The organism is Mycobacterium sp. MS1601 (assembly GCF_001984215.1).
Lineage (GTDB): Bacteria > Actinomycetota > Actinomycetes > Mycobacteriales > Mycobacteriaceae > Mycobacterium.
The window spans coordinates 728,924-753,030 of the sequence record NZ_CP019420.1 but is presented as its reverse complement, the minus strand read 5'-3'; the positions used below and the strand labels follow the sequence as shown (position 1 = coordinate 753,030).

26 protein-coding genes are annotated in these 24,107 nt (G+C 66.6%); 15 read left to right on the top strand and 11 right to left on the bottom strand.

All coding sequences use genetic code 11. The annotated features are described in order from the left end of the window. Window positions 1–12 precede the first annotated feature (12 nt). The 7 genes from BVC93_RS03520 to BVC93_RS03490 are packed head-to-tail and all read right to left on the bottom strand — an operon-like array spanning window position 13 to window position 5,657. Entirely contained in the window at window positions 13–912 is a 900-nt protein-coding gene (locus BVC93_RS03520) for an NAD(P)-dependent oxidoreductase (protein WP_083735965.1), read from the bottom strand. Beyond that, complete coding sequence (locus BVC93_RS03515) at window positions 905–1,303, bottom strand: carboxymuconolactone decarboxylase family protein (RefSeq protein ID WP_083735964.1); 399 nt, start codon at window positions 1,301–1,303, stop codon at window positions 905–907. The genes BVC93_RS03520 and BVC93_RS03515 overlap by 8 nt, the downstream gene beginning before the upstream one ends. After that, window positions 1,300–1,704 carry a cupin domain-containing protein gene (locus BVC93_RS03510; RefSeq protein WP_236950233.1) on the bottom strand — a complete coding sequence of 135 codons (405 nt, stop codon included), beginning with the start codon at window positions 1,702–1,704 and terminating at the stop codon, window positions 1,300–1,302. Before BVC93_RS03510 ends, BVC93_RS03515 begins: the two co-directional genes overlap by 4 nt. Next, entirely contained in the window at window positions 1,701–2,615 is a 915-nt protein-coding gene (locus BVC93_RS03505; RefSeq protein ID WP_083735963.1) for an NAD(P)-dependent oxidoreductase, read from the bottom strand. The genes BVC93_RS03510 and BVC93_RS03505 overlap by 4 nt, the downstream gene beginning before the upstream one ends. Beyond that, window positions 2,612–3,475 carry an SDR family NAD(P)-dependent oxidoreductase gene (locus BVC93_RS03500; RefSeq protein ID WP_083735962.1) on the bottom strand — a complete coding sequence of 288 codons (864 nt, stop codon included), beginning with the start codon at window positions 3,473–3,475 and terminating at the stop codon, window positions 2,612–2,614. Before BVC93_RS03500 ends, BVC93_RS03505 begins: the two co-directional genes overlap by 4 nt. Then, on the bottom strand, window positions 3,472–4,281 hold the full coding sequence (locus BVC93_RS03495) for an N-acyl homoserine lactonase family protein (protein ID WP_083735961.1): 810 nt from the start codon (window positions 4,279–4,281) through the stop codon (window positions 3,472–3,474). Before BVC93_RS03495 ends, BVC93_RS03500 begins: the two co-directional genes overlap by 4 nt. Beyond that, complete coding sequence (locus BVC93_RS03490; protein ID WP_236950232.1) at window positions 4,281–5,657, bottom strand: MFS transporter; 1,377 nt, start codon at window positions 5,655–5,657, stop codon at window positions 4,281–4,283. The genes BVC93_RS03495 and BVC93_RS03490 overlap by 1 nt, the downstream gene beginning before the upstream one ends. Before the next feature lie 356 nt (window positions 5,658–6,013). Here BVC93_RS03490 and BVC93_RS03485 point away from each other — a divergent pair, with 356 nt between their 5' ends. The 12 genes from BVC93_RS03485 (at window position 6,014) to groL (ending at window position 17,117) form a co-directional block, all read left to right on the top strand. After that, on the top strand, window positions 6,014–6,778 hold the full coding sequence (locus BVC93_RS03485; protein ID WP_157516753.1) for a GntR family transcriptional regulator: 765 nt from the start codon (window positions 6,014–6,016) through the stop codon (window positions 6,776–6,778). 102 nt (window positions 6,779–6,880) lie between these two features. Next, a complete protein-coding gene (locus BVC93_RS03480; RefSeq protein WP_083740768.1) occupies window positions 6,881–8,293 on the top strand; it encodes an NAD(P)H-hydrate dehydratase in 1,413 nt (470 codons plus the stop codon). Between the two features lie 13 nt (window positions 8,294–8,306). Next, on the top strand, window positions 8,307–9,689 hold the full coding sequence (locus tag BVC93_RS03475; protein WP_083735959.1) for a glutamate decarboxylase: 1,383 nt from the start codon (window positions 8,307–8,309) through the stop codon (window positions 9,687–9,689). Between the two features lie 44 nt (window positions 9,690–9,733). Beyond that, window positions 9,734–10,855: an alanine racemase gene (gene alr, locus BVC93_RS03470; RefSeq protein ID WP_236950231.1), complete on the top strand. Its 1,122-nt coding sequence runs from the start codon at window positions 9,734–9,736 to the stop codon at window positions 10,853–10,855. Then, entirely contained in the window at window positions 10,852–11,952 is a 1,101-nt protein-coding gene (locus BVC93_RS03465; protein WP_083735957.1) for an alpha/beta fold hydrolase, read from the top strand. Before alr ends, BVC93_RS03465 begins: the two co-directional genes overlap by 4 nt. Further along, window positions 11,945–12,412: a tRNA (adenosine(37)-N6)-threonylcarbamoyltransferase complex ATPase subunit type 1 TsaE gene (gene tsaE, locus BVC93_RS03460; protein WP_083735956.1), complete on the top strand. Its 468-nt coding sequence runs from the start codon at window positions 11,945–11,947 to the stop codon at window positions 12,410–12,412. The genes BVC93_RS03465 and tsaE overlap by 8 nt, the downstream gene beginning before the upstream one ends. Next, window positions 12,409–13,035, top strand: coding sequence for a tRNA (adenosine(37)-N6)-threonylcarbamoyltransferase complex dimerization subunit type 1 TsaB (gene tsaB / locus BVC93_RS03455; protein ID WP_083735955.1), 627 nt, complete (start codon window positions 12,409–12,411; stop codon window positions 13,033–13,035). Before tsaE ends, tsaB begins: the two co-directional genes overlap by 4 nt. Further along, a complete protein-coding gene (gene rimI / locus BVC93_RS03450; RefSeq protein WP_083735954.1) occupies window positions 13,032–13,505 on the top strand; it encodes a ribosomal protein S18-alanine N-acetyltransferase in 474 nt (157 codons plus the stop codon). The genes tsaB and rimI overlap by 4 nt, the downstream gene beginning before the upstream one ends. Next, complete coding sequence (gene tsaD, locus BVC93_RS03445; RefSeq protein WP_083735953.1) at window positions 13,502–14,527, top strand: tRNA (adenosine(37)-N6)-threonylcarbamoyltransferase complex transferase subunit TsaD; 1,026 nt, start codon at window positions 13,502–13,504, stop codon at window positions 14,525–14,527. Before rimI ends, tsaD begins: the two co-directional genes overlap by 4 nt. Next, the gene (locus BVC93_RS03440; RefSeq protein ID WP_083735952.1) at window positions 14,524–14,958 is read left to right on the top strand and encodes a nuclear transport factor 2 family protein; all 435 of its coding nucleotides are present in this window, start codon (window positions 14,524–14,526) and stop codon (window positions 14,956–14,958) included. Before tsaD ends, BVC93_RS03440 begins: the two co-directional genes overlap by 4 nt. 139 nt (window positions 14,959–15,097) lie before the next feature. Next, window positions 15,098–15,400, top strand: a complete 303-nt coding sequence (groES, locus tag BVC93_RS03435) for a co-chaperone GroES (protein ID WP_068915716.1) — start codon at window positions 15,098–15,100, stop codon at window positions 15,398–15,400. Between the two features lie 88 nt (window positions 15,401–15,488). After that, window positions 15,489–17,117 carry a chaperonin GroEL gene (gene groL / locus BVC93_RS03430; protein ID WP_083735951.1) on the top strand — a complete coding sequence of 543 codons (1,629 nt, stop codon included), beginning with the start codon at window positions 15,489–15,491 and terminating at the stop codon, window positions 17,115–17,117. Window positions 17,118–17,178: 61 nt separating this feature from the next. Here the strand turns inward: groL and BVC93_RS03425 are convergent, their stop codons facing one another. Further along, window positions 17,179–18,291: a 3-keto-5-aminohexanoate cleavage protein gene (locus BVC93_RS03425; RefSeq protein WP_083735950.1), complete on the bottom strand. Its 1,113-nt coding sequence runs from the start codon at window positions 18,289–18,291 to the stop codon at window positions 17,179–17,181. Between the two features lie 24 nt (window positions 18,292–18,315). Next, window positions 18,316–19,017: a carboxymuconolactone decarboxylase family protein gene (locus tag BVC93_RS03420; protein ID WP_192860175.1), complete on the bottom strand. Its 702-nt coding sequence runs from the start codon at window positions 19,015–19,017 to the stop codon at window positions 18,316–18,318. A gap of 78 nt (window positions 19,018–19,095) precedes the next feature. Between BVC93_RS03420 and BVC93_RS03415 the strand changes: the two genes are divergently transcribed. Further along, on the top strand, window positions 19,096–20,079 hold the full coding sequence (locus BVC93_RS03415; RefSeq protein WP_236950393.1) for an AraC family transcriptional regulator: 984 nt from the start codon (window positions 19,096–19,098) through the stop codon (window positions 20,077–20,079). Window positions 20,080–20,260: 181 nt separating this feature from the next. After that, window positions 20,261–21,718, top strand: a complete 1,458-nt coding sequence (locus BVC93_RS03410; RefSeq protein ID WP_236950230.1) for a threonine/serine ThrE exporter family protein — start codon at window positions 20,261–20,263, stop codon at window positions 21,716–21,718. Here the strand turns inward: BVC93_RS03410 and BVC93_RS03405 are convergent. Further along, window positions 21,715–22,185, bottom strand: a complete 471-nt coding sequence (locus BVC93_RS03405; protein WP_083735947.1) for a nuclear transport factor 2 family protein — start codon at window positions 22,183–22,185, stop codon at window positions 21,715–21,717. The two genes, BVC93_RS03410 and BVC93_RS03405, sit on opposite strands and share 4 nt — an antisense overlap. A 274-nt stretch (window positions 22,186–22,459) precedes the next feature. Here BVC93_RS03405 and BVC93_RS03400 point away from each other — a divergent pair, with 274 nt between their 5' ends. Beyond that, entirely contained in the window at window positions 22,460–23,506 is a 1,047-nt protein-coding gene (locus BVC93_RS03400; RefSeq protein ID WP_083735946.1) for a 3-deoxy-7-phosphoheptulonate synthase, read from the top strand. Here the strand turns inward: BVC93_RS03400 and BVC93_RS03395 are convergent. Continuing rightward, the gene (locus tag BVC93_RS03395) at window positions 23,503–24,072 is read right to left on the bottom strand and encodes a TetR/AcrR family transcriptional regulator (RefSeq protein WP_192860174.1); all 570 of its coding nucleotides are present in this window, start codon (window positions 24,070–24,072) and stop codon (window positions 23,503–23,505) included. The two genes, BVC93_RS03400 and BVC93_RS03395, sit on opposite strands and share 4 nt — an antisense overlap. Window positions 24,073–24,107: the final 35 nt, after the last annotated feature.

Here is a 24,107-nt window from a genome sequence, read left to right as displayed (position 1 = left end):
TTGTATTCGGGCTCAGTGATCGGTGGCGTGTGAGGCCGCTGCGATCCACCGAGCGATCTCGGTGTGGTCTGCGGTCGATTCGAGATCGTCGGCAGCTCGGCTCCACAGTTCGACGGCCTTGTCGCCCAGCAGTGATTCGATTCCGACTGCCTTGGCCAGCGCCGTCGCGATTCTCATGTCCTTGAGCATCAGCTGCAGGCCGAATCCGGAGTCGAAGCTGCCCGGCAGGATGAAGTTGGGCCATTTGTTCTCGGTCGACCCGCTGCGTCCGCTGGATGTGTTGAACATCGCCAGCATCACCTCGGGGTCCAGGCCGAACTCGCGTCCGGCGATGACAGCCTCGCTCGTCACCCATAGATGGGTAGCCGACATCAGGTTGTTGAGCGCCTTGACTGCGTGGCCCGCCCCGACAGCACCGGCCCGGGTGGGCTTGCCGAGTAGCTGCAGCACTGGCTTTATCCGCTCCACGATGTCGATCTCGCCGCCGACCATGATGGTGAGTTGACCGGTTTCCGCGCCGCGGACACCTCCCGAGACGGGGGCATCGACGAGGTGGACGCCGTGTTTGGCCAGTTCCTCGGCGAGTTCCCGGGTGCGCAGCGGCTCGGAGGAACTCATGTCGACGACGATGCTGTCGACGGTCAGGGCGGCGAGTACCGCGTCGTCATGGAGCACGGCCGTGACGACATCGGAATCCGGCAGCATCAACACCACCACATCGGCGGCCGCTGCCTCGGCTGCGGAATGCACTGCCGTGCCGCCGGCCTCGGCCAAGAGCCCGAGTGCGTGGGCAGAGACATCAAAACCGAGAACCCGGTGTCCGCCGCCGACCAGCAGTGCAGCCATCGGGCCGCCCATCTTGCCGAGTCCGATGAACCCGATCGTCAGCGTTTCCGCGGAGGCCTCAGACATCGATGTCCATCTCTTTCAACACTCGTTCTGCGACGCGGAACGACTCGAGTGCGGCCGGCACTCCGACGTAAATCGCGGACTGGATGAGCACCTCCTGGATTTGGGCGGGTGTCACACCGTTGTTGATCGCTCCGCGGACGTGCACTCCCAGTTCGTGTCCACGGTTGAGTGCCGTCAGCATCGCGAGGTTCAGCATGGAACGGGTCTTACGGTCGATGCCCTCGCGTGACCAGACCTCACCCCAGCAGTACTCCGACACCAATTCCTGTATGGGCCGGGAGAAGTCGCTCACCGCGTCGAGCGACTTCTGGACGTGGGCTTCGCCGAGTACCGCCTTCCGGATCGAGATTCCGCGCTGGTAGCTGGCTTCATGGGAGCCTTCGCTTGTCACTGTTGTGTCTCCTGGTTGTCGGGTGTCGTGTATTCGTCGTCGGTCACCGGGATTTCCCACGCGGTGACACCGAGAGAGATCGCGGTGTGCACCATGTAGCTGTCGGGTGCGGCGCCGTGCCAGTGCCGTTCCCCCGGGGGCGCCCATACGGTGTCCCCGGCACGCAGTTCGTGCACGGGTCCACCCGCGGCCTGGATGAGGCCGCGGCCGGCCAGGATCTGGAGAATCTGGCCGCGCTCGTGGGAGTGCCAGTGGGTCCGGGCTCCTGGGGTGAAGTTGACGGTGTTGATGGTGACGCCGTCGGTGGCCGGCATGGTCAGATACGGATACGCGGTACCGGTGAATTGCGAACCCGGCTTGCCTGTGTTGCCGGCCTGTGATTGGGGTGTCGTGATGATCACGAAGGGTCTCCCTTGGGTTGGTGTAGTCGGATCCCTCCTGAGACGTCGCCGATGGCGTCGACGACGGTGTTGCTGATCTGATCGGCGTAGCCGAGTTGGCGAGCCAGACCGAAGGCGGCTACCGGGCCCGGCGCGTTCAGGCTGGCGACACCGAGTCTCGCCACCAGATCGAGATACAGCGCAACGTCTTTGAGCATCAGGGTGTTGGTCAGACCGCCCTCGAGATAGTCGCCGTGGATGATCTTCGGGAAGCGATTCAAGCTCGCGAAGTTCACCCCCGAGCTGGCGTTGATGACGTCCAGGACGGTCTCGAGGTCCAGGTTGGCCTTCTTGGCCGCGACCATGACTTCGGCTGTCGCCGAGAGCGTCACCGCGTTGAGGAAGTTGTTCAGCAGCTTGACGGTGTGCCCGGCGCCGCTGTCCCCGCACCAGAAGATCTTGGTGGCGAACAGTTCCAGTGTGGGACGAGCAACATCGAGTGCGTCGGTGTCCCCTCCGACCATCAGTGTGAGGGTGCCCTTCTCGGCTGCTGCTGCGCCACCTGAGATTCCGGCATCGAGGTAGCGTGCTCCGCGGGAGTCGAAGTCCGCGGCGATTTTTCGGGTCGACTCCGGTGCCGACGTGGACAGGTCGACAACCACTTGCCCGGGGCGCACCGATGCGAGGAGATCTGGATCTGAATAGATCACTGTCTCAACGGTTTTGCTGTCGGGAAGAGAGAGCATCACAATACCGGATCCGGCTATCACTGCGGCTGCGGTGGCTGCGCTGGTGGCACCTCTTTCCTCGGCAGCTCCCGGCCGGGTGTCGAAGCCGAGTACGTCGATACCCGCGCGGGTCAGGCACGCCGTCATACGACCACCCATGTTTCCCAGCCCGATGAAGCCGACCCTCGCCGGTTTGGTGCTCATCGGCCCCACTCCTTCCCGTAGAGATTGCCATCGACGGCCACGGTGTCCCACGCGCCGGCGCCTCCGGATGGGCGCACCGTGTTGACTATCGAGGCGCCGCCGTCGACCGCGAGAATTTCACCTGTCATGTACGAGGAGTCGTCACTCAACACGAACGACACCACGCCGGCGATCTCGGCTGCGGTTCCTGCGCGCCGCAGCGGCGTGGTCGAGGCGCGGCGCACCATGTCGTTCTTGCCGCCCGAGGCGGCGGCGGCCGACGCGAACAGTTCGGTGGGCACGATCCCTGGTGCCACGCCGTTGACGCGGATGCCGAGTGGCCCGCCGTAGACCGCTGCTGCGTGAACCAGCCCCACTACGGCGTGTTTCGAGGTCTGGTAAGGCAACAGGTCGGCCGAACCGGTATGTCCGGCAATCGATGCTGTCACCGCGATCGATCCGCGGGTGCCTTGGCTGCGATAGAGGCGAAATGCTGCTCGCAGCCCGAGGAATTGGCCGCGCACGTTGACTGCCATCACCTGCTCGAAATCCTCGACCTGCAGATCGGGGAGTTCGGCAAAGCTACCGAAGATGCCGGCATTCAGATGGTGCAAGTCGATGTGACCGAATCGTTCCAGTCCTGCGCTGACGTATGTTTCGACGTCGGCGGCTTGGGAGATATCCGCTCGGACGCCGATGGACTCGGTGGGCAGCGTGGCGGCCAGCTCTTCGACTGCGGCACCGTCGAGGTCGACGGCGATGACGTTGGCGCCGTCGGCAGCAAGGCGTTGCGCGGATGCGCGACCCAAACCGGATGCGGCCCCGGTGACAACGGCGGTGCGACCGGCAAACCGTCCGGCGGTGGCGGGCACGGCCGTCATGCGGGTGACCCGATCGTGGCCGCGATCCCAGCGAGTTCTCCGGCGGTGACAGGTTTGAATCTTGACAGAGTGTCGGGGTCGTGACCGGACACCAGATGTGCCACACGCCCCGAGGACACCAGTTCGTTGATGGTATCGAAACCTGTGTACATCGCCGGGAGATCGGCGACGAACGCGAACGGCATATCGGCCTCGAGTTCCTCGTAGTAGTGCAGGGCGTCGGATGCCAGCAGCACGGTTCCTTCGTCCGTCGCGACCAGCACGACGCTCAGACCCGGTGTGTGGCCGCCGAGTTCGAGCAGACTGACCCCGGGTGCCAGTTCCAGGGTCCCCGAGTACGTCGTCACCCGTCCTTGCTTCTCGGCCGCGACCAGAGCGGAGATCTCTTCGTCCTGAACCGAGTGGTGAAACTGTTTGCGGGCGGCCAGTGGGCCTGTCCAGAAGTCGAATTCCTCCTGCGAGATCAGGATTCGCGATCTTGGGAAGATGTCGAGATTGCCGATGTGGTCGTAGTGGGCGTGGGTCACCACGACGTCGGGTGCGGTAGCGGGATCCACGCCCAGCGCTGCGTAGGCGCGCGCCGGCTCGATACCGAAGGTGCGGTTGCGTATCTGGCCTCCCTGTTTCGAGAAGCCGGTGTCGACGATGATCGTCCGCTCGGCGTTCTGGACCACCCAGAAGAAGTAGTCCATGCCGATCGGACCGTCGGCCTCGCCGTAGATGTGGTGATTCAGGTAGACGTCCGAGCGCACCGTGGACCGCTCACCGTACTTGACGATGGTCACCGTGTAGAGGTCTGAGGTCATCAGCTGTGCCCTTTCGTCCCAAGCGTTTCAGCGGCTAAGTTGCCGGAGCCGCCGGGATTTGCATGATCGTGGTCGGCGGCGATGTCGCGGCCAGCCGTCTCGGGCAGCCATTTGACGATGAACACCAGTGCAATGGCCGCGACGAGTACGAGGTAGCCGGCCGGAGCCACGGCGCTACCGGTGGCTCCGGCGATCCAGGCTGCGATGAACGGCCCCGGTCCGGCGATGAATGCCAGCGCGAAGTTGAAGCCGAGTGCGCTGCTGGAAGCCCGGGTCGATGCCGGGAACAGCTCCACCAGCATGACGACAGTGGTGACACTGACCAGACATTGGGCGAGGCTGAGGATACTGATCCCGGCGACGACGGCAAGGCTCTGCCCGCCCGACATCATCATGAACACCGGGAAGGGCAGGATGATGTAGCCGACGGTGCCGAGGATGTTGAGTTTGCGCCTGCCGTACCGGTCCGACAGTGCGCCGGCGACGGGGCACAAGAACATGTAGACGCCCAGGCCGGCGGCGGCCAGGCCGAGAGCGGTGCCGCGGTCGAGTGCCACGGTCGCGACCAGATAGTTGACGACATAGGTTGCCAGGTAATAGAAGCCGAGACCTTGGACGGCGGCAATCGCCAAGGTCAACAAGATGGGCTTGAGATTGCGGCGAAATCCGCGGAACGGCTCGAGGCGGTCAGTCTTCTGAGTCTCTTTCTGCGCCTTGAGATGTTGGAACACCGGTGTCTCGTCGAGCCGGGACCGGATGTAGAGACCGACAATTGCCAGTGGTGCGGCCATCAGGAACGGCACCCGCCAGCCCCAGTCGAGAATCTGTGCCTCGGTGAGTGTCGAGTTCAGGAACAGTGCGAACAGGCTGCCGGCAATCGTGGCCAGCGCTGCGGTCCCGGACACCACACTTGCGAAGATGCCGCGCCGATTCGCCGGGGTGGACTCGACGAGGAAGGCCGCCGAACCTGTCCACTCGCCGCCGGCGGACAGACCCTGCACGCAGCGCAACACGACCAGCAGGGCCGGTGCCGCCACTCCGATCGATGCGTAGTCCGGCAGTACGCCGATCAGTGTTGTTGCCGCACCCATGGCCACAACCGAGACAGCCAGTTGCGTACGGCGACCGTACCTGTCACCGAGTGGCCCCAGGACGAAACCGCCGAGCGGGCGCATGACGAATCCGACCGCGAAGACGGCCAGAGACGAGAGCAGTGCGACGAACGGCGAGGTGTCCGGGGGAAAGAACAGCTGGCCGATGATCGCCGCGAAGAACCCGTAGACCGCGAAATCGAACCACTCCATGAAGTTGCCGATCCCGACGGCGACGGCGACGCGGGCGCGGCTCGGCGGTGCCCCTGTCTTTGTTGTGTCCACGCGCGCACCTTCCCTGTGTGATCTCGTCTTCGAGGATGCAAACCAGGCCACACAATATGCACGGCACTTTGACTATGGCAAGACTCACCTGGTGATAGAAGAGTGTCATGAGGCACAGCGATGATGTGTCAGATTCTCCAAAAATCCCCGATGAGCTGGGCATTTACGCAGGTTGGTGAAGGACCTTACTGGTGAAAAATGGCCGACGCTGTGGGGTCAAAGAGTCGGCACTTAAGCGGTCCCCGCACTCTCCCAGGCTTCGAGCGTTCGCCGGAGAGCCGTGGCGCGAGGCCAAGTTTGATAAAAGTGCCGACTATTTGCCCTCATCGCCGTTGTGTTCAGCTAGGCTCGCAGCCGTGACCGCTGGCGAATTCCAGGGCGATGCCGACTTGCCGGGATATCGTCGGCTCGCGTTGGCGCTGGCTGCCGAAATAGAAGCGGGACTGTACGGAGCGGAGAAGGCTCTACCGACCGATACCGAACTGATGTTGAAGTACGGGCTGGGCCGGCAAACCGTGCGCAGGGCGTTCCAGGAGCTGGTGGGAGACGGCCTCGTCTACCGGGTCCGCGGCAAAGGCACATTCCCCACCAGCCGTCCGCGGGCCGGCCGGGTGGTGCGGTCCACGGGTTCGATCGAGGCGTTGGAACAGTGGAGCGGTACCGAGATGGAGGTCGTGACGCCGTTGGCACTGACCCGCGCGCCCGACGACGCCGACCGTCTCGAGCTCGCCACTCCCGTGGTGGCCCGGCTGACAGTGCGCCGGTGGGTCGATACCAACCCATTTGCTCTGACCGAGATCATCCTGCCGCCCGACTTGGGCAACATGCTGGTGTCCGAGGACAGAATTCCGCATGGCCGGGTGCCCGGAACCATCGTGGCTTCGGTGGGAGAGATTGCCGGTCCGGTGGCCAGTGCCGAGGAGACGGTGACGGCCATCGCACTGCCTGAATCATTTGCCGATTTGCTGTACACCCAGGCCGGGCGCCCGACCCTACGGGTCGAGAGGGTCTACCGCAACATCGACGGCGTGCCACTGGAGATTGCGACCACGGTGTACGCCACCGAGCGATATGAGCATCGGTTGCTGATCCACCGTGCCGGATCCCGCCGCGGCGGGTGAACCTTTCGGGGCGTCGGTTCGACATGCCTTCGGGACGTCACGCACATCGAGGACGTAATCTGAGCCGATCAGAGCAGGAACTCGCCGACGAGACTGAGGATGATGCGGCACTACTACCCCGCTGAGGCGATCCGTGCCGCCGAGGCGCCGTTGTTGGCCGCCCTGCCCGACGGGGTGTTGATGCGCCGGGCCGCCACCGGGCTGGCCGTCGCGATCGCAAGGGAGCTGCGCCGGCGTACCGGTGGTGTCGCGGGCCGCAAGGTCAGCGCGGTCATCGGCTCCGGGGACAACGGCGGCGATGCGCTGTGGGCGGCAGCGCTGTTGCGCAGGCGCGGCGTCGCGGCCGAAGCCATTCTGCTCAACCCCGACAAGGCCCACGCCAAGGGTTTGCGGGCGTTCCGGGCAGCTGGCGGAAGAACAGTCGAAACCATCTCGCCGACAACCGATCTGGTGATCGACGGGGTAGTCGGCATCTCCGGCTCCGGCCCGCTGCGGGAAAACGCCGCGGCGATCTTCGACACCGTGACCGTGCCGATCGTCGCTGTGGACATCCCCAGTGGCGTCGATGTTCACACCGGCGCCACCTCGGGACCGTACGTCCACGCCGCGCTCACCGTGACGTTCGGCGGCCTCAAACCCGTGCACGCGCTGGCCGACTGCGGCCGGGTCGACCTCGTCGACATCGGTCTGGACCTCCCCGACACCGACATCCTGGGTTTGGAGGCCGCCGACGTCCGACAGCGGTGGCCCATCCCCGGCCGCAGTGACGACAAGTACAGCCAGGGTGTCACGGGCATCCTGGCCGGTTCGGCCACCTATCCCGGAGCGGCCATCCTGTGCACCGGCGCCGCGGTGGCGGCCACGTCTGGCATGGTGCGCTACGCCGGAACCGCTGCGGCCGAGGTGGTCTCACACTGGCCGGAAGTCATCGCCACCAAGGACCTGGCCTCCGCCGGGCGGGTCCAGTCCTGGGTGGTGGGCCCGGGCTTGGGCACCGACGAGGACGGGGCGCGAGCCCTGATGTTCGCGTTGGAGACCGACCTGCCGGTGATCGCCGACGCCGACGCGCTGACCATCCTGTCCGCGCACCCGGAGCTGGTTGCGGGGCGCACCGCCCCGACTGTCCTGACCCCGCACGCCGGGGAGTACACACGGTTGGCAGGCCGTGCCCCGGGCGAGGACCGCATGGGCGCCGCCCGATGGCTGGCCGAGCAGCTGGGTGTCACCGTGCTGCTCAAGGGCAATGTCACCGTCATCGCCGAACCCGCGGGACGGGTGTACCTCAACCCGGCCGGTCAGTCCTGGGCGGCCACCGCCGGCTCCGGGGACGTGTTGTCCGGCGTCATCGGCGCATTGCTGGCATCGGGCCTGCCGCCGGGGGAGGCCGCCGCCGCAGGCGCGTACGTTCACGCCCGCGCCGCCGGGCTTTCCGCCGCTGATCCAGGTCCACAACCCGCGCCCACCTCGGCGTCGGGCATCCTTGCTCACCTTCGTACGTCGATCGCCGGCCTCTAGAGAAAAGGACACCATGCCGCACATCAATCGCGCGTCGTCATCCATCACTCCGGCCTACACCGGACGGATGTTCACCGCACCGATTCCGGCGCTGCGCCTGCCCGACGAGTCGATGGAACCCACCGCGACCTACCGGTTCATCCATGACGAATTGATGCTCGACGGCAGCTCCCGGCTGAACCTGGCGACGTTCGTGAGTACGTGGATGGATCCCGAGGCCGAGAAGCTGATGGCCGAGACGTTCGACAAGAACATGATCGACAAGGACGAGTACCCGGCCACCGCCGCCATCGAGCAGCGGTGTGTCTGCATGGTGGCGGACCTGTTCCATGCCGAGAACCTGCGTGACGACGACCCGTCCAGTGCCATCGGGGTCTCTACCGTCGGGTCCAGCGAAGCCGTGATGCTCGGCGGACTCGCGCTGAAGTGGCGGTGGAAGGAACGCGTCGGCAAGAACTGGAGAGGCCGCACCCCGAACCTGGTGATGGGGTCCAACGTCCAGGTGGTGTGGGAGAAGTTCTGCCGCTACTTCGACGTGGAGCCGCGCTACCTGCCCATGGAGGAGGGCCGGTACGTCATCACCCCGGAGCAGGTTCGCGACCACGTCGACGAGGACACCATCGGCGTCGTGGGCATCTTGGGCACCACGTACACCGGCGAGCTGGAACCCATCGCCGAGATCTGCTCCGCGCTGGACAAGCTGGCCGCCGACGGAGGCCCGGACATCCCGGTTCACGTCGACGCCGCCAGCGGCGGGTTCGTGGTCCCGTTCCTGCACCCGGAGATCGAGTGGGATTTCCGCCTCCCGCGGGTGGCCTCGATCAACGTCAGCGGGCACAAGTACGGCCTGACCTATCCCGGTATCGGATTCGTGGTGTGGCGCAATGCCGATGCGTTGCCGGAGGACCTGGTGTTCCGGGTCAACTACCTCGGTGGTGACATGCCGACGTTCACCCTGAACTTCTCCCGGCCCGGCAACCAGGTGGTGGGCCAGTACTACAACTTCCTGCGGCTGGGACGAGCCGGTTACGGCCAGGTGATGAGCTGCCTGTCGGGCACCGCACGCTGGTTGGCCGACGAGCTGGACAAAAGTGAGCACTTCGAGGTGATCTCCGACGGGTCGGCCATCCCGGTGGTGGCGTTCCGGCTGGCCGGTGACTTCGGCTACACCGAATTCGATGTCTCCGCGGGGCTGCGCACCTACGGCTGGCAGGTCCCGGCGTACACCATGCCCGAGGGCGCCGAGAACGTCGCGGTGCTGCGTGTGGTGGTCCGTGAGGGCTTCTCCACCGACCTGGCCCGTGCGCTCAAAGACGACCTGATCGAGGTGCTCGAGAAGCTGGACAAGCTCAAACCGCAGGGCACCTTCGACGACACGCAGCACTTCGCACACTGACCCGTCTGGGACAATCGACGGCGGTGAATACAACCGAGACCCCCGTGACCACCCCGACCGCGCTGATCGACCTGGATACGATCGCCCACAACGTGCGGGTGCTGGTCGAACATGCCGGTTCGGCCGCGGTGATGGCCGTGGTCAAGGCCGACGGTTACGGCCACGGTGCGGCCCAGGTGGGACGGGCCGCGCTGGCCGCAGGCGCTGCTGAACTGGGAGTCACCACCGTGGGTGAGGCGCTGGCGCTGCGACGCGAGGGCATCACCGCGCCGGTGCTGTCCTGGCTGCACCCGTCGGGCACCGACTTCGCCCCGGCGATCGCCGCCGATGTCCAGCTCGCCGTCTCCTCACAGGAGCAACTGGACGGGGTGCTCGCCGGGGTTCGTGGCACCGGGGTGACGGCGACGGTCACCGTCAAGGTCGACACCGGACTCAACCGCAACGGGGTGGCCGCCTCCGTGTTTCCCGACATGGTGGCCACACTGCGACATGCGGTTGCCGAGGGCGCCATCCGGGTGCGCGGCATCATGAGCCACCTGGCGTGCGGTGACGACCCCGACAGTCCGGTCAACGACCGGCAGCGGCAGCGGTTCGTCGAGATGCGGGACTACGCGCGGGGGCAAGGGCTGGAGTTCGAGGTGGCGCACCTGGCCAACTCACCTGCCACGCTGACACGTCCCGACCTGGCGTTCGATCTGGTGCGCCCGGGCATCGCCGTCTACGGGTTGAGCCCCATCCCCAGCCGGGGAGATTTCGGCTTGATCCCGGCGATGACGCTGAAAGCGCCTGTGATGCTGGTGAAGTCGCTCAAACCAGGTGACGGGGTGTCCTACGGGCACACCTGGGTGGCCGACCGGGACACCACCGTGGCAGTGATTCCGCTGGGTTACGCCGACGGCATCTTCCGCGCCCTGGGGGGTCGGATGGAGGTGCTGATCAACGGAACCCGGCACCGCAGCGTCGGCCGCGTTTGCATGGACCAATTCGTGGTCGACGTCGGTTCGGCCGACGTGTCCGTCGGCGACGAGGCGATCCTGTTCGGGCCCGGCACAACTGGAGAACAGACCGCACAGGACTGGGCTGAGATGCTGGGCACCATCAACTACGAGGTGGCCACCAGTCCACGCGCCCGCGCACTCCGTCGTTATCGCGGGGTGGGCGCATGACCCAGAGCAAGCCTCGCTGGGGACGCTGGCTGGCCGGAGCCACCGGCCTCGGCGCCGTCGGTGCGGTGGCCGGCGCTTCGGTGGCGCGGTCGATGACACGCCGCAAGGCTCCCGAAGATCCCTACACCGCTGAGGATTTCGCGCTCCTGGAAACTGATCGTGGAGGTGTGCTCACCACCCCCGACGGCGTCGATCTCGTGGTCCGCGAGGTCGGACCCGAGGATGCCGCCGTCACGGTGGTGTTCGCCCACGGATTCTGTATGAACATGGGCGCCTTCCATTTTCAGCGTCGCGAGCTGAGCACCATGTGGGGTGATCAGGTGCGCATGGTGTTCTACGACCAGCGTGGGCACGGCCGCTCCGGTGCCGCGGCGCCGGACACCTACACCGTGGAACAACTGGGCAAGGATCTCGAACTGGTGCTGGCCACCATGGCACCCAAGGGGTCGGTGGTGCTCATCGGGCATTCGATGGGTGGCATGACGGTGCTGTCGCACGCCCGGCAGTTCCCGCGCCGCTACGGAACCCACATCGTCGGGGCCGCCATCATCTCCTCTGCCGCAGAAGGGCTTTCGCGTTCGCCGCTGGGGGAGATCCTGCAGAATCCCGCGTTGGAGGCCGCCCGCTTCGCCACCCGCTATGCCCCCAGGACGGTGCATCGCGGTCGCGGCGCGGTGCGGTGGATCTTGGCGCCGGTGCTGCAGGCCGCGTCGTTCGGTGACGAGCACGTCAGCCCCACCGTGGCCAAGTATTCCGAGGAGATGATCCACGACACCCCCGTCGAGACCATGGTCGGGTTCCTGCACGCGCTGGGCACCCACGACGAGACCGCGGCGCTGCCGGTGCTGGCCAAGATCCCCACGCTGATCGCCTGTGGCTCCAAGGACGTGCTCACCACTCCGGAGCACTCGGAGGAGATGGTCGCCGCACTGCCCGGTGCCGAACTGCTGATCGTGGGCGGCGCAGGGCATCTGGTGCAACTGGAACAGCCCGACCCCATCGACGACGCGCTGGTGCGACTGGTGAACCGCGCCACCCCGAGCAAGCTGGTGGCGCTGGCCCGCCGCATCAGGGAACGGACGAGGACCCGTGGCTGACCTACCCGCAGGCACTGCCGAACTGGCCGGCCCGGACGACACCCTGGCGCTGGGCCGACGGCTGGGAGCCGATCTGCGCGCCGGCGACGTGGTGGTGCTGTCGGGTCCGCTGGGAGCGGGAAAGACGTTGCTCACCAAGGGCATAGCTGAAGCGCTCGACGTCGACGGAGCCGTCACCTCGCCGACGTTCGTGCTCGCCCGCCTGCACCGCGCCCGCCGCGCCGGAGCGCCCGCCCTGGTACACGTCGACGTCTACCGGCTGTTGGACCATGCTGCCGCTGATCTGTTGGCCGAGTTGGACTCGTTGGACCTCGATACCGATCTCGACGATGCCGTGGTGGTGGTCGAGTGGGGTGAGGGGCTGGCCGAGCGGCTGTCTGACCGGCACCTCGATGTCCGGTTGGAGCGGCTGTCCGATTCCGACACCCGCACCGCGGTCTGGCAATGGAGCCTGGCATGACCCCTTCCGTTCTCGTCATCGACACCGCCACCGCGGCCGTCACCGCCGCGGTGGTCCGCTCAGGTGTCACCCTGGCTGCGCGCGTCACCGTCGACCCCCGGGCGCACGCCGAGACACTGACCCCCAATGTGCTTGCTGCTCTTGCTGACAGCGGCCTGGCGATGACCGATCTCGAAGCTGTGGTGGTGGGCACCGGTCCCGGTCCGTTCACCGGACTGCGGGTGGGCATGGCCACGGCTGCCGCCTACGGTCACGCGCTGGGCATCCCGGTGTTCGGGGTGTGCAGCCTCGACGGGATCGGCGGCCACACCGCCGGTGGGACGTTGGTGGTCACCGACGCGCGCCGCCGTGAGGTGTACTGGGCGCGCTATCGCGACGGTGTGCGCATCGACGGCCCCAGCGTGGGCCCGGCCACCGAGGTGCCCACCGACGGTATGACGGCGGTCGCCGGTTCGCGTGAGCAGGTCGCCCTTTTCGACCTCCCGGTGCTGGGACCCACCTATCCTGAACCCGCGAGACTGGTTGCCGCCGTGCCGGATTGGTCTGCTGAGCCGGAGGCGCTGGTGCCGCTCTACCTGCGCAGGCCAGATGCCCTGACCCTCGCTGAGCGGGCAAAGCGGTGAACACCGTCGTGATCGAGCCCCTGACCCGCACGGACGCCAAGCGCTGCGGCGAACTGGAGGAAATCCTGTTCCCCGGCGACGACCCGTGGCCGGCGCGGGCTTTCCTGCACGAACTGGCCGCCGCGCACAACTATTACGTGGCCGCGCGGGCGGACGGTCACCTGGTCGGCTACGCCGGCATCGCGCGGTTGGGAAGCCGGCCGCCGTTCGAGTACGAGGTGCACACCATCGGCGTCGACCCCGACTATCAGGGGCACGGCATCGGTCGTCGTCTGCTCGGTGAACTGCTGGCCCGCGCCGACGCCGACGAGGCGGCGGTGTTCCTGGAGGTGCGCACCGACAACGTAGCGGCCATCACCATGTACGAGACGGCCGGATTCACCACGATCGGGCTACGCAAGCGCTACTACCAAGGCAGTGGCGCAGACGCCTACACCATGCGCCGCGAACCGGTGGGGGAGTCGGAATGACAGTCATCCTGGCAATCGAAAGCTCCTGCGATGAAACAGGAGTCGGCATCGCACGGCTCGACGCCGACGGTGCGGTCACACTGCTGGCCGACGAGGTGGCCTCCAGTGTCGATGAACACGCCCGCTTCGGCGGCGTCGTCCCAGAGATCGCCTCGCGCGCCCATCTGGAGGCGCTGGGTCCGACCATGCGGCGTGCGCTGGCCACCGCAGGAATCGAGCGGCCCGACGTCGTGGCTGCCACCATCGGCCCTGGCCTGGCCGGCGCGCTACTGGTCGGGGTGGCCGCCGCCAAGGCCTACGCCGCCGCCTGGGGAGTGCCGTTCTACGGCGTCAACCACCTCGGCGGGCACCTGGCCGCCGACGTCTTCGATCACGGCCCGCTCCCCGAGAGTGTGGGCCTGTTGGTGTCCGGCGGGCACACCCACCTGCTGCACGTGAAATCTCTCGGCGAACCCATCCTCGAACTCGGCACCACCGTCGACGACGCCGCGGGCGAGGCCTACGACAAGGTGGCGCGACTGCTCGGCCTCGGCTACCCGGGCGGCAAGGTGCTCGACGACCTGGCTCGGACGGGCAACCGGGACGCCATTACGTTTCCGCGCGGTATGACCCGCCAGCAGGACGAACGGCACGCCTTCAGCTTCTCCGGTCTCAAGACCGCCGTCGCCCGCTACGTCGAGAGCCACCCTGACTTCGACACTGCCGACGTGGCTGCCGGCTTCCAGGAGGCCGTCGCCGACGTACTCACCATGAAGGCCGTGCGGGCTGCGACCGACCTCGGAGTGGGCACGCTGCTGATCGCAGGCGGGGTGGCCGCCAACTCCCGGCTGCGTGAACTCGCTGAAGAGCGTTGCGCCGCAGCCGGTTTGACACTGCGGGTGCCGCGACCCCGGCTGTGTACCGACAACGGGGCCATGATCGCCTCGTTCGCCGCGCACCTGCTGGCGGCCGGAGCGCAGCCGTCGCGACTCGAGGTGGCCAGCGACCCGGGGCTGCCGGTGGTGCAGGGGCAGGTGGCTTGAGCGACAGGGCTGAGATCACCGAGCTGCTGTACCGGTACGCCGAGCTGATCGATGCCGGCGATTTCGACGCCGTGGGGCAGCTGCTGGGGCGCGGCACCTTCATGGGCGTGGCGGGGGCCGAGGCCATCACTACGCTCTTCGCGAACACCACCCGCCGCTACCCCGAGCATGGCAACAGTCCGCGCACCCGGCACCTGGTGCTCAATCCGATCATCGAGATCGCCACGGATACGGCATCGGCTCGATCCACCTTCTGCGTGGTGCAGCAGACCGAATCGGTGCCGTTGCAGCCCATCGTGGTGGGCCGGTACTCCGACACCTTCGGACACGACGACGGTGGCTGGTTCTTCACCGCGCGCACGGTCGACATCGAGATGGTCGGTGATGTGTCCGCCCATCTGTTCATCGATTTAGGCAGACCCAAGCCTTGAGCGCTAGCACTCGCGTGTATAGAGTGCTAGGCGGCAGGCGGACACTCCCAGTGTCGGCACCCGCGACGACGGCGCGAGGGTGTGACCGGATGCCGACAACCTGAAATTTCTGTACCAACTCCAGTGAAGGGGCTCCATCGTGGCGAGCGTCAACATCAAGCCACTCGAGGACAAGATCCTCGTACAGGCCAACGAGGCCGAGACCACCACGGCTTCTGGCCTGGTCATCCCCGACACCGCCAAGGAGAAGCCGCAGGAAGGCACCGTCGTCGCAGTTGGCCCCGGCCGCTGGGATGAGGATGGCGAGAAGCGGATTCCCCTGGACGTGTCCGAGGGCGACGTCGTGATCTACAGCAAGTACGGCGGCACCGAGATCAAGTACGGCGGCGAGGAGTACCTGATCCTGTCGGCCCGCGACGTCCTGGCTGTCGTCTCCAAGTAATCCCGGTAAGGGTTCGTGGTTCCCGCCCCGGAGATCCCGCACGCTTGCGCGCGGTGATGTCCGGGGCGGCACGCGTAAAAGGACAAATATGAGTAAGCAGATCGAATTCAACGAAACTGCCCGTCGCGCCATGGAGACCGGCGTCGACAAGCTCGCCGACGCGGTCAAGGTGACCCTGGGCCCGCGTGGTCGGCACGTCGTCCTGGCCAAGGCGTTCGGCGGCCCCGTCGTCACCAACGACGGTGTGACCATCGCCCGCGAGATCGACCTGGAAGACCCATTCGAGAACCTGGGTGCCCAGCTGGTCAAGTCGGTGGCCACCAAGACCAACGACGTCGCCGGTGACGGCACCACCACCGCCACGGTGCTGGCGCAGGCCATCGTCAAGGCGGGGCTGCGCAACGTCGCGGCCGGTGCCAACCCGATTGCCCTCGGTTCGGGCATCGGCAAGGCCGCCGACGCGGTGTCCGAGGCACTGCTGGCCGCAGCCACCCCGGTGTCCGACAAGACCTCCATCGCCCAGGTCGCCACCGTGTCCTCGCGTGACGAGGAAGTGGGTGAGCTGGTCGGTGAGGCCATGACCAAGGTCGGCACCGATGGTGTGGTCAGCGTCGAGGAGTCCTCGACCATGAACACCGAGCTCGAGGTCACCGAGGGTGTCGGCTTCGACAAGGGCTTCCTGTCGGCGTACTTCGTCACCGACTTCGACTCCCAGGAAGCCGTCCTCGAGGACGCGCTGGTGCTGCTGCACCGCGACAAGATCAGCTCGCTGCCCGATCTCCTGCCTCTGCTGGAGAAGGTCGCCGAATCCGGCAAGCCGCTGCTGATCGTCGCCGAGGACGTCGAGGGCGAGGCGCTGTCCACCCTGGTGGTCAATGCCATCCGCAAGACGCTCAAGGCCGTCGCAGTCAAGGCGCCGTTCTTCGGTGACCGTCGCAAGGCGTTCCTCGAGGATCTCGCCATCGTCACAGGCGGGCAGGTGGTCAACCCCGACGTCGGCCTCCTGCTGCGGGAAGCGGGCCTCGACGTGCTGGGCAGCGCCCGTCGTGTCGTCGTCAGCAAGGACGAGACGGTGATCGTCGACGGCGGTGGCACCAAGGAGGCCCTGAGCGGCCGGGTGGCGCAGCTGCGCTCTGAGATCGAGAACACCGATTCCGACTGGGATCGGGAAAAGCTCGAAGAGCGGCTGGCCAAGCTGGCCGGCGGCGTGGCCGTCATCAAGGTCGGCGCTGCCACCGAGACCGCGCTCAAGGAGCGCAAGCACCGCGTCGAAGATGCGGTGTCAGCGGCCAAGGCCGCGGTCGAAGAGGGCATCGTCGCCGGCGGCGGGTCGGCGCTGGTGCAGGCTCGCAAGGCCCTCGAGAGCCTGAAGTCGTCGCTCAAGGGTGACGAGGCGCTCGGTGTCGACGTGTTCAGCAGCGCGCTGGCCGCGCCTCTGTTCTGGATCGCCACCAACGCCGGGCTCGATGGTGCCGTGGTGGTCAGCAAGGTGGAAGGCTCAAAGGCCAATTACGGCTTCAACGCCGCCACCTTGACCTATGGCGACCTGGTGGCCGAGGGCGTGATCGACCCGGTGAAGGTGACCCGCTCCGCGGTGCTCAACGCCGCATCGGTGGCGCGCATGATCCTGACCACCGAGACGGCTGTCGTGGAGAAGCCTGTCGAGGAGCCGGCTGATGCAGGGCACGGGCACGGCCATCACGGCCACGCCCACTAGTCAGTAGTTCCAAAACGCCCCCGGCCCTGTTGGGCCGGGGGCGTTTTTCTCGGGGCGCGGTTCAGAGAACGTATCGAGGATCGGACGGCATCTCGACCGGCGCCAAGAGGCGGCCGTCGGTTTCGTAGGTGAGGAAGCCGCGCTGGCCCACTTCACGATTGGGGGGTAGCCCGAGGTTGAACAGGGTCTGCTCGGGGGTGTCATACCATTCGCCGAGTTTGAGAATGCGTTTGGTTTCCTCGGGAGTGGCGATCGGGCGGCCGAGTTCATCGGCCATCCGGACCATCTTCTGCACCATCTCCACGCTGGTCAACTTCTGCCCTTTGAGTGAGCCCCACAGATTTTCTTCGATGCCGGCGCGTACGTGTTGGCCCAGGGCGATGCACATCGCCGAGATCGGCCACACCAATCGGAAGACCGACTGATAGGTGAAGCAGGAGCCGTGGGGCGCGCGGCGAATCAATTCCATCAGGTCGAACGGATTGGAGCCGGCGGTGCCGCCGCCGACCATGCTGTAGAAACCGTTGACCGGACCCATGTACTGCCCGGTGCGGATCAATCGTTCGACGATCTCGAGTGAATGTACGTGGGCGAGAGCGAAGTAGGCCTGAATCCCGTTGGTGCGCAGCCGTTTGAGGTGCTCGATGTAGAACTCGGGAGTGGCGTCGGCGACCATCTGCGCGTACTGCCAACGTACGTTCGGGTCGGCCAGATGGGTCCCGGCGACATCATCAGCGTCGGCCAGTGCGGTGACGTCGAACAGCGACGATCCGATTGCGACGGTGATCTGGTCTGGCTTCGGATCGATCTCGGCCAGCATGTGGCGAGTGTCGTAGGTCTGCCAGTGGGCTGCCTCGTCACCCTCGGGGGCAAAGGAGATCGATCCGCCGACCTGCAGCACCATATCGGGCACGGCCTCGCGTAGCCGGGCGATCTGAGCTCCGTACTCGGAGATGTTCTTGGAGATCTTGCCGGTCTTCGGGTCGCGTACGTGCACGTGCAGAATCCGGGCCCCGGCCTCGAAGCAGTCGACTGCCTTCTGAACCTGTTCGTCCCAGGTGACCGGGACCTCGCCCGGAAAATCTGATGGGAGCCACATAGGACCGTACGGCGCGGCCGTGATGATCAGTGGCGGCTGGTTCTCGGGCAGCAGCGAGCGATCGGTGAAATACATCGAAACTCCTTGGTTCGAACGGATTTATTGAATGCGGGAAAGCTCTTCGTCGACAATGGGGATGGCAAGATTGGCAGACTGGACACCCTGGCTGACACACAGCTCGAGCACGTTGAGGATCTCTGCCGGGGTGGCTCCTGCGGCCAGCGCGGCGTTGATGTGGCGACGAATTCCTGGCGTGTACAGGTGGGTCACCGAGGCGTCCAACGCGATGCTCAGGAGCTCGATCTCTTTGGGGGAGAACAGCGTTGTCTGGTAGATGGCCAGACCCATCGCCATGAACCGTTCGGTCCAGCACGGGTCGAGACTCAAAAAGGGATCCCACGCGTCGTTCCACTTCCCGACTGCCCGCACGGCGTCGCACGAGGGGGTGGAAGGTAACTCGTGTGACGCGGTTTGGCTGTCCAGCTCATGGCGGAGCAACGGCGCCGCGACGCTCATCGAGTGAATGGAGACGGTACTGGCGCACTTGATCACGAAAAGGAGCTCGTCGCGGCTCGCGCCCGCGCTGAGTGCTGCCCGGACATGCCGCCGGACAGCGTCGCCGTCGAGGTTGGTGCATGCCGCGTTGAGCCCGACACAAACCAGTTCCAGGAACTTGGGGTCGAGGACCCCTGATCGCCAGGGGTGCACGCTCATCGGATGGCAGGTGTCAGCCCACTGCGGATCCCAGCTCCGCAGAATGTCGAGCGCCGGGCCCCAGACGCTGTCGTGATCGGTCGCCATAGCGGTGAAGTGTGAATGCGCGCCCGGGCCGACGCTTGACATTACGCGACAACCGATCGGCATAGTTGCTTCGTGCACATGATCCGCGCGACCTGCCTGTTGCAATTCGGTGACCTCGTCGCAGACCTCGGCGCCGACCCGACCGCGATCCTGGCCGGGGCCGGTGTGGTGCCCGAGGACGCCGGCAGAGCTGACCGGTTCATCTCGCTGCGCGCAGCCGTCGAGGCACTCGAGTCCGCGGCAGACGTGACGTCCACCCCGGACTTCGGGAGGCGATTGGCCGCACGCAGGGGCATCGAGACCATCGGCCCCCTCGGAGTGGTCGCCGGATCCGCGCCCACCCTGGGTGCGGCGTTCAGCATCTTCAGCACCTACATCAGTGCCCACAGTCCGGGCCTGCAGGTACGGGTGACGCCGGATGGTGACAGGTGGTTCTTCGAATTCCGTATCGTCCTCGATCCACCCGCGCGTCAACGCCAGGGCATCGAACTCGGACTCGGTGCCGCATTGCAGATCCTGCGCGTGATCGTCGGCCCCGACTACGCTCCGCTGGCCGTCCATCTTCCGCACTCGGCGCTGACACCGGCGGCCGACTACATCCGGTACTTCGGCTGCACCGCCCATTTCGCTCAGCAGGCGGCCGGCTTCTTCCTGCGCTCCGTGGACATGCGGCGGGCAGTGCGAACCTCGGGTCAGGCGGATTCCACTGCACTGCTGGAGCTGTCCGCGTTGCTCGACGACAGCAGCCCGTCGCTGACGCAGGCCGTCGCCGACATCGCCGAAACGCTGTTGCCCGCCGGCGTCCTCACCATCGACACCGTCGCGCGGCAACTCGGCGTGCATCCCCGAACTCTGCAACGCCGCCTGGCTGACGAGGGCACCAGTTACGCAGTGACCGTGGACAACGTCCGTCGCAAGGCTGCACAGCATTACCTGCTGGACACTGACATGAGCCTGGAGCACCTCACCCGGCTCCTCGGCTACTCCGAGCAGAGTGTGCTGACGCGGTCCTGCCGGCGCTGGTTCGCCGCCAGCCCGACGGCATTTCGGAAGGGGGGCTGACCGAAGTCTCGTCGGCCCGAGCAGTCGGAGGGGCGTCAGGTGCAGCCACCTTGGACCCGACGCCAGGCCGTGTGTTCACTCTCACCCGAGCGGCGTCAAATTCACTTGCCTGACACGAGTAAAATTGCTTTTGCTCGTGACTTTTGGGGGCCGAGCGTGATCGTCGTCGGTGGAGGGCACTGTGGTGGAGTCGACCCGTGAGCGCACGGGCCAGGCATGGTTGACGCGTCAGCGCGGAATGCTGACCCGGATGGTGCGGGAAACCGATCCGCCCACCGACACCCTGCCGCGCATCTCAGCGGCCGCCCAGCCCGACCACGCCGACTATCAACTCGTCGATGAGGTGCTCGACCTCGCCGGCAACATCGGCGCCATCCTGATGGCTTCGGGCATGTCCGCGACCTCCACCATGGATCAAGTGACGGCCGTCGCCTCCGCCTACGGCGTCAAGCGCTGCGAGGTCGACGTCATCAACACCACCATCCACATCGCCGCTTACCGCGGACCGTCGGCTCCGGCGGCCAGCACCTTGCACATCGTGCAGTCACGCTCCATCGATTTCAGTCGCCTGGCTGCGGTCGAGCGCTTGGTGGACCGCATCCGCGCCGGCCAGATCTCGCCGACCGACGCGCGCCAGGAACTGGGCGCCATCATCACCGCGCCGCACCCGTACAAGCGCTGGATCGCCACGCTGGCCTGGGGCGCGCTGGCCTACGCCACCGCGGGCACCCTGGGCGGCACCTGGCTGGTGTGCCTGGTCAGCGCACTGAGCGCCATGACCATCGACCGGGTCAACCGCCGGCTCAACCGGCACGGCCTGCCGTTCTTCTTTCAGTACGTGGTGGGCGGGGCCATCGCGACGGCGCCGCCGATCCTGCTGTATTGGCTCGGCCCCACACTCGGGCTGCAGTTCAGGCCCACCGTCGCGGTCGCGGCGGGCCTGGTGGTGCTGCTGGCCGGCCTCTCGCTGGTGGGGTCGGTGGGCGACGTCATCAGCGGAGCCCCGGTGACCGCGGCCGGCCGGTTCTTCGAACTGGTCATGATGACCGGGGCGACCATCGCTGGGGTGGCAGTGGTGCTGCACTTCGCCAATCAGTTCGGCGCCCCGTTTGTCGCGATCAACGGATACGCGCCACCGGCGCTGGCTGAACTGCCCGCCCGCGTGGCCTTCGGCGCGGCCAGCGCCGCGGCCTACGCCCTGGCCTGTTACGCCGAGCGCAGCGCGGCAATGGCCGCCGGGTTCGGCGGCGCGGCCGGCACCATCGTGTTCCTGGCCGCCAACGGCGCCGGAGTTGGCGCGGTGGTGGCGTCGTTCGCCGCAGCCGTCGCCATCGGACTGGTCGGCAGGTTGATGGAACGCCGCAATCTGGCTCCACCGCTGGTCGTGTCGATCGCGGGCATCGTGCCGCTGCTGCCCGGTCTGGCGCTGCTGCACGGCGTCTACGCCATCCTCAACGATCAGCACGCCGTCGGGTTCGCCTCGGTGCTGAGTGCGTTCCTGGTGGGTACCGCACTGGCCGCCGGCGTCACCCTGGGTGAATGGAGCTCCTGGAAGGTGCGTCGGCGCCGGCTACAGGCGCGCCGCGGCAACCGCCGGCTGCGCCTGTCCGGGCAGGCCAGCCTCAGCTCTGCCGACTAGACCGGCACCCGGGTGAGCAGCTCGTCGAGGACGACCAGGTCGAGGTAGGCCACGACGTGGGTCACCTGCCCGTCGGCCATGGTCATCACCCAGTTGTACTCATTGACGTAGGGCCGGCCGTCGCGTGCGGTGGCGGTGCCGCGCCATCGCGCCACCACCTGGTCGTCGGCGGCGATCAATTCGTGGACCTCCGCCTGGATCTGACCGGTGAGACGCTGCACCACGGGCCCGGCGCCGTTGTCGAGGAACTCCTGGCGCGATGTGTACGTCGATGGCCGCTCGGCCCGAGCCACCGTCCAGTGCACGTCGTCGGCGAGGACGCCGTAGAACGTGTCTGGTGCGCCGACGCCGCGGGCAAACGCCTCACGCAGGATCTGGGTGTTCTCGGGTGCTTCGGCAGAGGCCGCCGGTGCGGTCGCCATGGCGAACAAGCAGAGCAGCGTTGTTACTGGTTTGGTGTGGGCCATACCCGCAACGTAGGTGCCATGCGGCGTGCTCAGACAGGGTGCAGTGCACCCGGGTTTGGCCGTTGGTGGAGCAGCGGTATACCCTGGAGCTCGTGACTATCGGTGTGCGCGCCAGCTATTGGCGCTTTATCAAGGCTCCGGGCGGAGCCGATAAAGCGCAGCGCTAAGCACGCATCCACCCGGAGCCCAGGCAGTGACCATCTGGTCGCTGCCTTTTGTATGTCAGGGGCACCGGAGGTTTGCACTGGTGCCCAGTATTGAGAAAGGCACCCCAGTGAATCTGGCGCAGATCGCCCCGCAGAACACCTCCGACCGGCGAATCCGCAGTTTCAGCGAGATCCCCAGCCCGCACGATGTGCTCACCGAGTTCCCGCTGGGCGCGCGTCGTGCCGAGCGGGTGGCCCGCGACCGCGACGAGATCGCCGACATCCTGACCGGCCGGGATGACCGCCTGCTCGTGGTGGTGGGGCCGTGCTCCGTGCACGACCCGGCTGCCGCGCTGGAGTATGCCGGCCGCCTGATCAAGGTCGCCGACGAGCTGGGCGACCGGCTCAAGATCGTGATGCGCGTGTACTTCGAGAAGCCGCGCACCACCATCGGATGGAAGGGCCTGATCAACGACCCCGGGATGGACGGCACCTTCGACGTGGCGCGGGGTCTGCGCACGGCGCGGCGGCTGCTGCTCGACATCATCGACATCGGCCTGCCGGTGGGCTGCGAGTTCCTCGAGCCCACCAGCCCGCAGTACATCGCCGACGCGGTGGCGTGGGGTGCCATTGGTGCCCGCACCACCGAATCGCAGGTGCACCGCCAGCTGGCGTCTGGCCTGTCGATGCCGGTCGGCTTCAAGAATGCTACCGACGGCAACGTCCAGGTGGCCGTCGATGGCGTGAAAGCCGCTGCGGCTGCGCATGTTTTCTTCGGGATGGACGATATGGGCCGTGGTGCATTGGTGAGCACCATGGGTAACGACGACTGCCACATCATCCTGCGCGGCGGCACCGACGGGCCCAACTACGACGCCGCCTCGGTGTCGGCGGCTGCGGCCACCCTGGACAAGGCCGGTCTGCCGGCGCGAGTGGTGATCGACTGCAGCCACGCCAATTCTGGCAAGGATCACATCCGTCAGGCCTCGGTCGCCACGGAGGTGGCCCAATTGGTGCGCGACGGGCTGCCGGTCAGCGGCGTGATGTTGGAGAGTTTCCTGGTGGCTGGTGCGCAGGCACCCGAAGCGCGCCCGCTGACCTACGGGCAGTCCGTCACCGACAAGTGCATGGATTGGGCCGCAACGGATTCGGTACTGCGCGAGTTGGCCCGCTAGCCGTCCCGCATCTCTCGCAACACCTCGCGCAGCCGGTCGATCTGGCCGTCGAGGTTCACCAGGTCGTCACCGCCCAGGGTGACGGCCCGGAACACCAGGCCGTCGATCGCGGAGAACACCACGTCGACGGTGTGCAGGTCGTGGGGCAGTCCGAGGCTGCGTAAGGACTTCCGGGTGGCCGCCCGGTAGTTCTCGTAGTAGCGGTCGATGTGCGGCCGCAGCTGCGGGCGTCGGCGCGATTCCAGGACGAGTTCGAACTGGAACACCTGCGCGTCGAGGGTGGCGCGGACGCCGGCCCCGATCTTGGCGGCCCAGTCGTCGATCGTTCCGCTCTCGCTGTCCAATGATCCGGTGGCCAGGCTGATCTCGACGCAGTAGGCCAGCGCCGCCTCGAGGAGTTCGTCGAGGTTGGCGAAGTGGTGTTGCACCGTGCCGTGGGTGACGCCGGCTTCGGCGGCCACCGCCCGATAGGTGAGCTTGCTCAACCCGTGTGTGGCCACGATGCGGATGGTGGCGTCGATCAACGCCTCACGACCCTGCCCGTAGCCCGGCCGACCCTCGGTCAAGCGAATTCCCCCTGTGATGTAACCGCGCCACAACT